Raw genomic sequence first — 12,981 nt, forward strand, 5'->3', positions numbered from 1 at the left:
ACTCAACTTTCGCAGCTCAAATCTCCAAACAAACCCTTAATATAGCTGGGTAAACCGGAGATCCATTCCTGTAGTTGACAAAATACAGCTGTTTTGTTCTTCTTTGTTTTCGCCTGGGACATTTCGAGAAATAAACTCATGAGCTGCTGAAGTGCAGTCTGGTAATCTAGATCGCGGACCTCATCAGCAAAGAGGAAAAAGAGTCCTCCCAATGTTCGGTCATCACTCGATTGGCGTCGTTCGTATTCCATCGCCAAATATCGGCTGAATACAATCGTGGTGTGGCTAATCAGCTGATCAAAGGAGCGGCCTTGGAATTCGGTTCCCAGTTTTAAGTAGCTTTTGGTGACTTTGAAAAAGGTCTCTATGCTCCAGCGCATACCGTAAATACGTACGATTTCAGTCGCATCAAGCGTCACATCTGTACTTAAAATCGCCAGCCACTCCCGTTTTTTATTCCGGTTGCGGACAAACACAAGCTTCACGGGTAGACCGCAGGCGGTGTGTACGATGATCGAGCCTTTAATATCTTTGGCATTCGATGCAGGAAGGCTTTGAAACACCTCGCGCAGTGTCATTCGCTTGCCTTGAACTAGATAGCGTTGTTTCATTTCTTTAACCATGCCAATCACGGGCAGACCTTGGCCAGTGAGCTCGCGAAGCAGTGGAGCTTGCGTAAACCAGCTATCCATAAGCACGTAATCAGCGGTGAATCCTCCACGTAAGGCTCGTTCCAGCAAGGCTACGACAGCATCCGGCTTTCGAGAAAAGGCCTCCATCCGGCGTTTGTAGCCGTTACTGCGTTTGGAAAGATTCGAAGCCATTTCGCACAGACGGTTGGCTAATTTAGCGGAAGACAGCATGACAAAATCAAGCGGAGCAAAACTAAATCCGTCTGACCAGCCTAGCGTTAGCATAGTGTAACCTTTGGTGAATTTGCCTGTGGAGTGGTCAAATACACGTGCCAAGAGTTCCGCTTTTCTGCTACGATTTCGGCTGAGCACGGAATCGTCAATAATGAACACACGTACCCGGTGGGACGAAATGAGCGATTCGAAATGGTGCACGATTCGAAGACTCAAAGCCTGCAAAAAGCGCCGCCAAGCAAAAGAAGCCTGATTCAAAAAACGGTAGATAACATCCTTGCCGGGAAGATCTGCTCCGCGATCACTTTCCAGGAGTCGAAACCAGTTTTTCCCCTCAAAGACCAAAGAGAACACGATTTGGAAAATCGCTAGACTTGAAAGACCGAAAGATTTAGAAATACCCGCTTGTCGTAACGTTTTTCCGATGTGGAGACTGGCAAAAATTTTGGGAAAGTGAGACTGTTCAGACAGGGAATGTTGTTGTAACATAGGGTTACACACCTTTCTTGTTGGTATGGTTGATTAGACACTTCCATGATACCAAACAAGCAAGGTGTTTTTTTGTCAATACGAGTAAATCTATTGAATTCTTCTTGCGCACTCAAGGGTTTAAGTCATTTTTCTAGGTGCGAAAGTTGAGTAAGTAATAAGTAAACAACAAAGAAATGCATGTTCTTCCGAAATGTCCCCGTGTACGCTTGCAACGGGGGCGTTTTCTTTTTTAAAATATAAGGAAGTCGGCGGAAGATTGTGGTATAGTTTGTCGTATGAAACCGAGGTGAACGTATTTGTTTGAGAGATTTTTGCCGAAGCTAAGAGTAAACAGCGTGTTTGATATCGACTTGGAAAGTCTTTACGCGCAAGGGTACCGGGGGATCATTACGGACTTGGACAATACCCTTGTTGGAGCAAAGGCTCCATTAGCGACGCCCGAGATCGTGGAATGGTTTGAAAAAGTGAAGAATTTCGGGTTTAAACTTGTCATTGTGTCAAACAATAATCTGGACAGGGTATCGAAGTTTGCTACCCCTTTGAATATTGAATATGTGCATGCGGCGAGAAAGCCATTAGGCGCTCCCTTCCATAGAGCACTAAGCATGATGGGACTAGCCCCGCAGGAGGCTATCGTTGTCGGCGATCAGTTGATGACCGATGTGTACGGGGGAAATCGTTTAGGGCTGTTCACTGTACTGGTGCTACCCATCGCCGTCACCGAAGAAGGCTTCGGTACCAGGTTTAACCGCCGGCTGGAACGAATCGTCAAGCGTCGGCTTCATAAGAGCGGATTATGGCTGGAGGAGGAAAAGAAGTGAGAGAGGGACAGGGCGTGTTAAACGCCGAACGCTGCAGCGGCTGTGGCATTAAACTGCAAAGTGAGCATAAGGATCAGCCGGGATACATCCCAGCGCAGGCAGTACAAAAGGAGATCGTGATTTGCCAGCGCTGCTTCCGGATCAAAAATTATAACGAATCCTCTTCCATTACGGTGGAGCAGGATGAGTTCCTGAGATTGCTGAGCCAAATCGGCGGCAAAGAAGCGCTGGTCATTCATATCGTCGATATTTTCGATTTCCAGGGCAGCGTCATTTCCGGTTTGCAGCGATTCGTGGGTAATAATCCCGTACTGTTAGCGGTAAATAAAATTGATCTATTGCCGAAAGTGACCAACTGGAATAAAGTCCGCAACTGGGTGCAGAAGGAAGCGAAAGATGCCGGGATTAAGGTGGAGGATATCATCCTGTGCAGCGCGAAGCAGAACAGCGGCTTTGATCGTTTGCTGGATGCCGTAGCCGAGTACCGCGGCAATCGCGATGTATATGTCGTTGGCGCCACCAATGTGGGAAAATCGACGTTAATCAACCGGCTTATTCGCGACTACAGCGACTTAGATCAGGAGTTAACGGTTTCACGTTACCCGGGAACCACGCTGGATATGGTACATATTCCATTGGATGATGGTCACTCGATTATCGATACGCCGGGAATTATGTACCCGTCTCGTTACAGCGAGCTTGTGAGCCCGGAGGACTTAGGTGCAATCCTTCCTGACAAACCGCTCAAACCTGCCGTTTATCAATTGAATGAGGGGCAGAGCTTGTTTTTTGGCGGCTTTGGACGATTTGACTTCATTCAGGGAGAGCGCCAATCCTTTACCTGCTTTGTGAGCGGCCGAGCCCCAATTCACCGGACGAAGCTGGAGAAAGCGGACGAGCTGTTCAGGACGCATGGCGGCGAGCTCCTGGCTCCGCCTGCTCGCGTAAACCTGGAGAAGCTGCCGGCGTGGACGCGACATGAATTTCGAATTCCCAAGAATAGCCGCCTAGATGTATTCATTTCAGGATTAGGCTGGATCAAAATCAATGGAGAGACGGGTGCTGTCGTTGCGGCTCATGTGCCAAAAGGGATCAAGGTCATGGTTCGTCCCTCGTTGATTTGATGGAAGTATTGATTAGATGGAGGGAATGAACGCGGAGGTATAGGGAGGTTGGACCAATAATGGGTAATGAGATGAAGGGGCAGGGTGAATTGCCGCTGCTGTTTGGCGTCATCGGGGATCCAATAACTCAAACGAAGTCGCCAGCCATGCATACAGCTGCGCTTCAAGCATCAGACCTTGCCGGCACTTATGTGCCGCTGCATGTCAAGAAGGAACAGCTTGCGGATGCTATTAAGGGCATAGTTGCTCTAGGTTACCGCGGCGTCAATGTCACCGTTCCTCATAAAGTGGATGTTATGAGGTATGTGGATGTAATTGATGAAGCAGCAAAGCAAATCGGTGCCGTCAATACCATCGTGAATGATAATGGCATGCTTACTGGATATAACACGGACGGGATCGGCTACATTCGGTCCCTTAAAGAAGAAGCTGTTCCTGATTTGTCAGGCAAGCATGTTCTTGTTATTGGTTGCGGCGGTGCAGCGAGGGGCATTATCTATGCGTTGTTGCAGGAGAAACCGGGGAAAGTGATCGTCGCTAACCGCACGAGACAGAAAGCTCAGGAGCTAGCGGACGAATGGGCTCATTTAGGAGCTATTAGCGCGTGTGGCATGGGGGAGTTGGCTCAGGCGGTTCAGAAGAACGATATCGACATTGTCATCAATACGACGTCTGTTGGAATGTATCCTAACGTCGGTGAGCTGCCGATGCCCACTGAGCTTTTGACGCCCCACATGGTCGTTAGCGATCTGATCTATAATCCACTGAAGACCGAGCTGTTGAGCAGGGCGGAGTCGATCGGCTGCCGCATTCATAACGGTCTGGGGATGTTCGTCTATCAAGGAGCTTACGCTTTTGAGTATTGGACGGGTCGGCCTGCACCAATTGAGGCGATGCGCACGGTTGTTTTGAATAGCTTACAGGTATGATGATTATTTTATATCACTCATTTTAGAATAGACAGTACATTTGAATAGTAAGGGGTTTTGAATTTAGATGCTAACGGGAAAACAAAAACGCTATTTGCGCAGCCTGGCGCACCATCTTCAGCCGATCTTTCAAGTCGGTAAAGGCGGTACGAACGATCAGGTTATCCGCCATATTTCTGAAGCGCTGGAACGCCGCGAATTAATCAAGGTTTCGATTCTGAACAATAACCTGGACGACCCGCAGGAAATCGCTGTTGAGCTGGCTGAAGGGGCAAATGCAGAGCTGGTGCAGCTCATCGGCAGAACGATCGTGCTGTACAAGGAATCGCGGGATTACAAACAAATCGAGCTGCCTTAAGCTGAGCCGGGGGGGATAGGAATGAAGAAGGTCGGCATTATGGGAGGCGCATTTGATCCGATCCATCTCGGTCATCTGTTGGCTGCAGAAAGAGCCCGCGAGCAATTCGAGCTGGAGGAGGTATGGTTCATGCCTTCGCATACGCCTCCTCATAAGCATCAATCCGGCGTTAGTGGAGAGCAGAGACTTGCCATGGTGACGGAAGCGATCCGAAGCAATCCGGCATTTAAGCCGCTCGATATTGAACTGCGCCGGGGCGGTGTTTCTTATACCGTCGATACGATCAAAGAGCTCCGTAAGGAGTATCCCGACTTGGAGTTTTACTTTATCATAGGTGCAGATATGGTCAATTATCTTCCGAAGTGGGAAGGCATCGACGCATTGACTGAAATGCTGAATTTCATCGGGCTGCAGCGCCCGGGGAGCTTTTTGGAGCTGGATACGTTACCGCCATTTATACAAGATGCTGTTCATCTGGCAGAAATGCCCTTGGTCGATATTTCGTCCAGTATGATTCGCAGCCGATTGGCTGCAGGTCATTCCATTAGGTACATGGTGCCGGATTCCGTGTATGATTATATGATAAGGAGCGGATTGTATGGACTTCACGCGTGAAGAATTAATGACTGCGGTATCCGGTCAAATGCCTGAGCGACGCTGGGGACATACTTTAGGTGTGATGGAATCCGCGGTCGCCCTTGCCCATCGCTACGGCGAGGAGCCAGAGCGAGCTGATTTGGCCGCTTTGCTGCATGACGTGGCTAAATATTGGCCGATCGATCAGCAGGAGTCGGTAATCCGCGATAATCAACTCAATATGGAACTGCTTGATTACGATAGACAGCTACTTCACGCAGAGGTAGGCGCCTTTGTAGCGAAGGAGAGGTACGGAATAGAAGATTCCGGTGTGCTCGATGCGATCCGCTACCATACATCGGGGCGCATTGGGATGACCAAGCTGGACAAAATCATTTGCCTTGCCGATTACATTGAGCCAGGACGGGATTTTCCGGGTGTGGAGCGCATTCGCGAGCTCGCCAAGCAAAGTCTGGAGGAGGCGCTCGTAGCAGCGCTGGACTCGACGATCTCCTTCTTGATTGAGAAGCGGAAGCGAATTTTTCCAATGACTGTATTGGCGCGCAATGATTTGATTAGGCAAATCAGCCGTTAATAAATGACCTATATACAACCATAATACAACGATAATTCAGGAGGTTCGTATGAATGCCGATTTCATCTAAACAATTGTTAGATCTCGCCGTACAAGCGGTAGATGAGAAAAAAGCAATGGATATTGTGGCGTTAGATTTAAAGGGGATTTCGCTGATTGCGGATTACTTTGTCATATGCCACGGTAATTCGGATATACAGGTTCAATCCATAGCGACGGAAGTTCGCAAACAGGCTCAGGAAGCCGGTGTAGACATTAAAGGAATTGAAGGAATGGATACCGCCCGCTGGGTGCTGATGGATCTTGGAGACGTCATTGTGCATATTTTCCACCGGGATGAACGTGAATACTACAATATTGAGCGGCTTTGGTCAGATGCTAAGGTCGTGGAGACGGTATGAGTCTGATCGCCGGTACTGTCGTATCACTGCTAATTGACCGTGAGGTATCGCCTTATGGTTATTTTCTAACGAATGGCATGCAGGATGTGCTGCTGCATTATTCCGAGCTGACCCGTGAAGTAAAGCCTGGGGAGACGGTGGAGGTATTCCTTTTCTATGATACCGAAGACCGTCTTGCGGCAACGATGAAGACACCTTATTTAACGTTAGGCGAGCTTGCATTGTTGGAAGTGGCGGATGTTCATCCCCGTCTAGGCTGCTTTCTCGAAATGGGGCTTGGTCGTCAATTGCTGCTGCCGATTCGGGAGCTGCCGGAACTACGTGAGCTGCATCCTCAGGTGGGTGATACTGTCTATGTCATTATGGAGCATGACAAGCAGGGCCGCTTAAAGGCTAAGCTGGCCGGGGAGCAGGAACTGGCTCCGAAGACCTTTCACGCTCCGACGACGTGGAAAAATGAGTGGGCCGAAGCTATCGTGTACAAGCCTTTGCAAATGGGCACCTTCGTTATTGTTGAAGGGGGCGTGCTTGGCTTCGGAGCGATCGGCATGATTCACTCTTCGGAACGGAGTCGGTTGCTCCGGCTTGGAGAGCGGGTCAAGGTTCGTATCGCTCATATTCGTGAGGACGGGCGAGTCAATTTGTCCATGGCTCCGCGCAAGGAAATTGGGCGGAACGAGGACTCTGAACGGATTTTGGCGTACTTGCAGGAGCGTCCTGGCGGAGGCATGCCTTATTCGGATACAACGCCGCCGGATTTGATCAAGCAGCGGTTCGGGATCAGTAAGTCAGCGTTCAAGCGGGCGCTCGGCAAGCTGATGAAGGAAGGCAAGGTTACCCAGAAGGAAAATTGGACTTATTTGGTCAGGGCTGACTCCAGTGAAGCTAATGAGTGAGGGAACCGGGGCTTAAATTCGTAGACGAGTTAATTGTTAATGGCCTCTGGTTAACCAGAGGAACGAGAGAGGTTCTGTGGCGCGTGCGAGTACGCGGATCACGGAATAAATTGATTTGATTAAGCAGATCATGCATGGAACATAGAGAGCAAAGATGTGGATTGCAGAAAGTCAGGTGACAGCGTGGCATCTTATCGTAAATTTGCCTATGTGTACGATGAATTGATGGAGGACATGCCTTACCCGGATTGGATACGTTTTGCGCGAACCGCTTGGGAACGTCTAGGCATGCCGCGAACGGTAGTTGAGCTCGGCTGCGGAACTGGGAGCATCACGATTCCTCTAGTGAATTCAGGTTTTGAAGTGACAGGTATCGACCTGTCAGCGGATATGCTTGCCGTAGCCCGGCGCAAAATGGAAGGAACCTCGCAGGGCGTGCGGCTGTTCCGCGAGGGCAGCGTTCGCTGGGTGCAGCAGGATATGAGAGATTGGGAGGCGCCGGAGCCGGTAGACTCTGTCATATCCTTTTGCGACTGTCTCAATTACTTGTTAGAAGAAGACGATATCATCCGAACGTTCCAAAGAACGTATCAGGGACTTAAACCCGGAGGCACCTTCCTGTTTGATGTCCATCATCCTAACACGTTGAAACGTTATGATGAAGAACAGCCGTTCATTTACGATGAGCGTTCGGTATCCTATATTTGGACTTGCGAGCGTGATGCGGCAAGGGATGAAATTCAGCATTATTTGTCCATCTTCGCCCGGGAAGAAAGCAGTGGTCCGGATATGTACCGCCGGTTTGAAGAGACGCATATTCAGCGGGCCTACGATCCGGCATGGATGAAGAGTGAATTACTTCGCTGCGGCTTTCGGGAGGTTACGATCTACGCCGACTTTGAATGGGTCGAGGCTGTGGATGACGCTGCCCGCTTGTTCTATGTAGCTGTGAAATGAAGTGACGATATGATGCGGAATCAGCCATACGGCCAATCATATAGCCAATCACAACAGGCCACCCTTTGGGGTGGCCTGTTGTGATTGGTCAGTTAAATCAGTAACCCATCGAACCCATTTAAACCATCTAACCATCTGAATCAGTTGCACTATTGAATTCATGGTGGGCAAGTACGAAAAATGTTTCTAAGATCACCGTTACGCTCAGATTTTTAGGTAATGAAGATGGAGTAAGAGGACGGAGTACAAAGATGGAGTATGAAGACGGAGTACAAAGATGGATTATGAAGACGGAGTATGAAGACGGAGTACAAAGATGAATTATGAAGATTCATAAGAGGTAAAAATCCAGTCACAAAGGAGACCACTACCGTATGCTCTCGATGCAGCCTTCTTTCAGTTTCTTTGGAATCCTTTTTCTACCTCGCCTATATCCCATTCTTTAGTTCCTCTTATGTGGAAAATCTTAATGGTCACGTGCGATGTTAAATGATTTAATGGTGCTAGCGACGCTAAAATGATCTAATGGTGCGAGTTATGTTAAAATGACCTAATGGTGAGTGTGAGCTAAAATGACCTAATGGTGAGTGTGAGCTAAAATGATCTAATGGTCACGTGCGATGTTAAAATCATCTAGTGGTGCTAGCAACATTAAAATGATCTAATGGTTGCCAGCGATGTTATTATGGGTAAAAAAGAGGTTTGCAAAATGTAGCGGTTGCCAGCGGCGCTATTTCCTGTTTCTTCGTGCACGGAGGGCTGTTTCGCCCAATTAAGCGTGTATACAACCGTTAGATAAGAAACCTTCGTTTTTTGGGTTGATTAAGCGCTAGGACAACCGTTAGCATTGCACTGTGCATTCAGGTTCGGTTCGCAGCCCTAACATTTTGCAATGCTATATCGCGTGCTTACTTCTTCTACTCTACTCTACACTGCTCATTGCTTCTACTCTTCCACCTTTAATCTATTTTCCATCCCAATTCCCCGCTCCGCTTGTCTATTCAAGATTCTTTACTTATTCGATATGCAGGTATGAAATTGAAATTCCTCACTATAGTTTTTAAGTCTTTATTTAAGTCTTTATTAAAATCTATATTTAAATCCATATTTAAGTCTTCAGTTCAAATCTTCAGTTCAAATCTTGAGTTCAACTAATATAGATGTTCTCCCGGGGTATGTTTCTTGTGGGACTCCGTCATCAGGTTGATTGAACAGGCGAAATAGAGTAGAGGATAGAGGCTTGTGATTCCGTGAGCATCTGCAATATCTCATCTTTGATACCTTCGGGCATTTGCAGTCACTATTTACTGGCTGATGTTCGCTTTAATGGTTACTTTATGTTTAATGGCTACTTTATCTTCGCTTTATGTTCGCTATATGTTTAATGGTTATTTTATGTTCGCTATATGTTTACTTTATGCTTACTTCATGGTTTTTATGGTTGAGTTTGCGACAATAACGGTTCTTAGCTGTAATCATATTTTCAACATGGGCGTTTCTGGATCAATGTGATTCTCGTGATTTAGAGGCGTTTTTGGCATTCCTAAAAAATTGACCCTGCCACCTAAAGATATGACATGTTTTTGGGCTTCAACCCTCGATAAGATGAAATTAAGCAACATTAGTATCACAAGAAAGAGGCAACTGAAAGAGGCAACTGAAAGAGGCAACTGAAAGAGACAACTAAGACATTTAGGGGGTTAACAAAATGGGGAAAAAGTTAAGAAAACCGGTTACGTTGCTATTGTCTTTATTTCTGGTTATCGGGCTTGCGGCTTGCGGCGGTAAGGACTCAGGTGGCGGAGGAAATTCTCCTTCGGTGAACGGCGGCGGGGAGTCTGCTGGCGGGAAAAGCCAGGCAAAAACTGATATTTTATTCTGGAGTCCTTTCTCTGGAGCGGATGGCCCATTTATGAAGAAGATCGTAGATAAATATAATTCTTCTCAAGATCAATACAAGGTCAATTTCGTCATTCAGCCGAGTGGAGAGTACTACAAGCAGCTTGACGTTGCACTCAGTACAGCGAAAGAGCGTCCGGATCTCATGATTATGCATGTGGATAATGTACCGACTTACGTGGACAAAGATCAGCTGCTGGCATTAGATGATATTGCCTCCTCGTCAGGAATCAGTAAAGAGGATTATGCTGAGGCTCCCGTAGAATATGCAACGATTGATGGAAAATGGTATAGCATTCCACTCGATATCCATCCAGTCGTTATGTATTACAACAAGGATTTGTTTGAAAAAGCAGGTATTAACTCTGCCCCAACCAATCGTGCCGAGTTTGAGGAGGCCGTCGCTAAGTTAACCGATAAAGACAAGGGCGTGTATGGCTATGTGCTTCCTACGCTGTGGCCGCAGCAGTTCATTTTCCCATCTCTGGTATGGCAAAATGGCGGCGAGCTCTGGGATGGCAGTGATGTAGCCTACAACTCTCCTGAAGCTGTAGAAATGGTGTCTTGGATGCGCAGCCTGGTTGATCAAGGTTATTCCCCAGGCAATGTTCAACAGGATGGAGAAAACACCTTGTTTCTACAAGGCAAAAATGCGATTCAATTCAACGGACCATGGATGAAATCGCAGTTTGACGAAGCTGGCTTGAATTATGGCGTAGCCCCGATTCCGCAAATTGGTAAAGTGAAAGCAGCAGCTTTCGCTGGTTCCCATGGCTTCGTTATTCCTAAAGCAGTAACTGATGAGGCCAAACTCGCAGGCATTGGTGATTTCTTAAAATATGTGGCAGATAATTCGATGGAATGGGCGGAATCCGGCCAAGCGCTAGCCTCTAAGACAATGGTAGAAAGCGAAGAATTCCAAAAGCTTGAGGTTCAGAGCAACATTGCCAGAGGCTTTGCCGATGTTCAATTTGCGCCGAACGTGCTCAACTGGGGAACGATCTCCGAGCCGATTTGGGGCGAGCTGAACAACGCGTTGTTAGGCAAGAAGGATCCGCAACAAGCAATGGATGATGCCGTCGCTAAATCGCGGCAGGCCATGAACAATTAACGACCCGAAGAAAAATTTTGAAGGAGACGGGGAATTGGCGGTGGCTGCTCTCTCGTCTCCTTTAAAATTCTAGGCCAATGAAGCAATGCCCCAGGGCGGGAGGGATAAATTTATGGTGAAAAGCTGGCACTCAAAATTAACATCATCGTTGTTCGTGCTTCCTTATTTCATTTGTTTTGCCGCTTTCTTATTATTTCCAATACTTTATGGTGTGTATATCAGCCTGCACAATTTCGAGCTGCTGTCGCCGGAGCATGATTTTGTAGGCTTAAAGCATTATGTGACGATTTTTACGCCGGGCACATACTTGAACAGCTTGTTCTTCAACGGGCTGTGGAACACGATTCAGTTCGTTATCTATTCCGTTCCCCTGCTAATTGTGGTCGGGCTTGGGCTGGCGATGCTGATCCAGCATCTCCCGGGGAAAATTCGCGGTTTGTTCCGCACGTTCTATTTTTTGCCGTATGCGCTGTCGGCGTCGGTCATGTCCGTCATTTGGCTGATGATTTTTGATACCAATTCCGGATTTCTAAACAGTTTGCTGACGAAGCTGAACATTCCGGCCATCCCCTGGTTGACCGATCAGCCGTGGGCCTGGGTATCGCTCATAACGACGACATTATGGTGGACGATCGGCTTTAATATGATTATTTTCATTAATGCCCTGAACCAGGTGCCTGAGGATTTCTATGAGGCTGCTTCGCTGGACGGAGCGAATGCATGGGATAAATTTTGGCATATTACGCTGCCTTCCATAAAGCCTGTCATGCTGTTCGTGATGATTACGTCTACGATTGCTTCGTTTAACGTCTTTGCTCAGCCATTCCTGCTTACCCGTGGCGGCCCGGGGGACAGCACGAAGGTGCTGCTGATCAACGTACTCGATCAGGCGTTTATTCGCAAGGAAATCGGCTCTGCTTCGGCAATGGCCATCTTAATGGCGTTGCTCATTATGATTATATCAGTAGTACAATTCAGACTGACTTACGGAAATAAGGGGGAAGAGTCATGAGCTTGAAACGGATTAAGACACTGCTGCTGGTTCTTCTCGCTTCGATCATTGCCGTCGTTTTCCTGCTGCCACTTGTATGGATGGTATCGACGTCTTTTAAGAACGACTTTGAAGCATTGTCCGGCAAAATGAACTTTATTCCGCTTAAGCCGACCTTTGATAACTATATCAAAGGGTTCAGTGGAGAATTGATGAATGTTCCGATCCTGCAATGGATTACGAACTCGCTGATGGTGGGAATCGCGGGGACGGCCATCGTACTGCTGATTGCTTCCATGGCGGCGTTTGCCTTGGCCAGATTGAAGGATCTGCCGTTGCGCCGTACACTGCTGTCGATGTTCATCGCCTCATTGATGATTCCCGGTGTCCTGACGTTTTTGCCGATGTATATGGAATTTAACGCGCTTGGGCTGATCAATACTTATGCTGCGCTTATATTGCCCTACACAGCGGGCGCCTTCGGCGTATTTCTGTTGTATCAGTTCTTTATATCCTTCCCGAAGGACATTGAGGAGGCGGCAAGAATTGATGGGGCAAACAAATGGAAGCTGTACACTCACATCATGCTTCCGTCATCGATATCTATCATGGTGACACTGCTCATATTTACGTTTATGGGGATTTACAACGATTTTGTATGGCCGCTCTATGCCACCACATCGCCGGAAATGCGCACGATTACTGCGGGGATCGCCATGATGGCTCAGGGCAGTTATACGCAGTCGTACGGCAAACTGATGGCCATGACAGCAGCGGCGGCGATTCCGGTCGTTATTATATTTATCCTTGGGCAGCGATCCTTCGTTAAGGCTATTACGCAGTCTGCTATCAAGTGATCGAGCGCTGAATTAGTGAAAGATCGCTGACGTTCAGTATCTGGTAGTGAAGCAGCAAATCCCAAAATCAAGAAATCAAAGAAGCAAAGACTCATAAACTCATAAACT

13 protein-coding genes are annotated in these 12,981 nt (G+C 47.6%); 12 read left to right on the forward strand and 1 reads right to left on the reverse strand.

From position 1 onward, the window contains the following. Positions 1–2: 2 nt before the first annotated feature. Positions 3–1,355 (reverse strand): IS4 family transposase, encoded by a 1,353-nt coding sequence (locus tag EIM92_RS11845; protein WP_125081488.1) that lies wholly within the window; start codon positions 1,353–1,355, stop codon positions 3–5. Between the two features lie 299 nt (positions 1,356–1,654). Here EIM92_RS11845 and EIM92_RS11850 point away from each other — a divergent pair, with 299 nt between their 5' ends. The 12 genes from EIM92_RS11850 to EIM92_RS11905 all read left to right on the forward strand — a co-directional run bounded on the left by EIM92_RS11850 (position 1,655) and on the right by EIM92_RS11905 (position 12,873). Beyond that, positions 1,655–2,179: a YqeG family HAD IIIA-type phosphatase gene (locus EIM92_RS11850; RefSeq protein ID WP_125082803.1), complete on the forward strand. Its 525-nt coding sequence runs from the start codon at positions 1,655–1,657 to the stop codon at positions 2,177–2,179. Further along, positions 2,176–3,303 carry a ribosome biogenesis GTPase YqeH gene (gene yqeH, locus EIM92_RS11855; protein WP_425464158.1) on the forward strand — a complete coding sequence of 376 codons (1,128 nt, stop codon included), beginning with the start codon at positions 2,176–2,178 and terminating at the stop codon, positions 3,301–3,303. Before EIM92_RS11850 ends, yqeH begins: the two co-directional genes overlap by 4 nt. 59 nt (positions 3,304–3,362) lie before the next feature. Further along, positions 3,363–4,232 (forward strand): shikimate dehydrogenase, encoded by an 870-nt coding sequence (gene aroE / locus EIM92_RS11860; RefSeq protein WP_125082805.1) that lies wholly within the window; start codon positions 3,363–3,365, stop codon positions 4,230–4,232. A 67-nt stretch (positions 4,233–4,299) separates the two neighbouring features. Next, entirely contained in the window at positions 4,300–4,590 is a 291-nt protein-coding gene (gene yhbY / locus EIM92_RS11865) for a ribosome assembly RNA-binding protein YhbY (RefSeq protein WP_125082806.1), read from the forward strand. A 21-nt stretch (positions 4,591–4,611) separates the two neighbouring features. Next, complete coding sequence (locus EIM92_RS11870; protein ID WP_125082807.1) at positions 4,612–5,205, forward strand: nicotinate-nucleotide adenylyltransferase; 594 nt, start codon at positions 4,612–4,614, stop codon at positions 5,203–5,205. Further along, positions 5,189–5,761, forward strand: coding sequence for a bis(5'-nucleosyl)-tetraphosphatase (symmetrical) YqeK (yqeK, locus tag EIM92_RS11875; RefSeq protein ID WP_125082808.1), 573 nt, complete (start codon positions 5,189–5,191; stop codon positions 5,759–5,761). Before EIM92_RS11870 ends, yqeK begins: the two co-directional genes overlap by 17 nt. A 53-nt stretch (positions 5,762–5,814) precedes the next feature. Then, positions 5,815–6,162, forward strand: coding sequence for a ribosome silencing factor (gene rsfS / locus EIM92_RS11880; protein WP_125082809.1), 348 nt, complete (start codon positions 5,815–5,817; stop codon positions 6,160–6,162). After that, entirely contained in the window at positions 6,159–7,058 is a 900-nt protein-coding gene (locus EIM92_RS11885; RefSeq protein ID WP_125082810.1) for a CvfB family protein, read from the forward strand. The genes rsfS and EIM92_RS11885 overlap by 4 nt, the downstream gene beginning before the upstream one ends. Positions 7,059–7,241: 183 nt before the next feature. Continuing rightward, positions 7,242–8,015 (forward strand): class I SAM-dependent DNA methyltransferase, encoded by a 774-nt coding sequence (locus EIM92_RS11890; protein ID WP_125085148.1) that lies wholly within the window; start codon positions 7,242–7,244, stop codon positions 8,013–8,015. Between the two features lie 1,708 nt (positions 8,016–9,723). After that, positions 9,724–11,025: an ABC transporter substrate-binding protein gene (locus tag EIM92_RS11895; protein WP_125082811.1), complete on the forward strand. Its 1,302-nt coding sequence runs from the start codon at positions 9,724–9,726 to the stop codon at positions 11,023–11,025. A gap of 112 nt (positions 11,026–11,137) precedes the next feature. Then, on the forward strand, positions 11,138–12,037 hold the full coding sequence (locus EIM92_RS11900; RefSeq protein WP_125082812.1) for a carbohydrate ABC transporter permease: 900 nt from the start codon (positions 11,138–11,140) through the stop codon (positions 12,035–12,037). Continuing rightward, a complete protein-coding gene (locus EIM92_RS11905; protein ID WP_125082813.1) occupies positions 12,034–12,873 on the forward strand; it encodes a carbohydrate ABC transporter permease in 840 nt (279 codons plus the stop codon). The genes EIM92_RS11900 and EIM92_RS11905 overlap by 4 nt, the downstream gene beginning before the upstream one ends. The last annotated feature ends 108 nt before the right edge of the window (positions 12,874–12,981 follow it).

This window comes from Paenibacillus lentus (assembly GCF_003931855.1).
In the GTDB taxonomy this organism is placed as follows: Bacteria; Bacillota; Bacilli; order Paenibacillales; family Paenibacillaceae; genus Fontibacillus; species Fontibacillus lentus.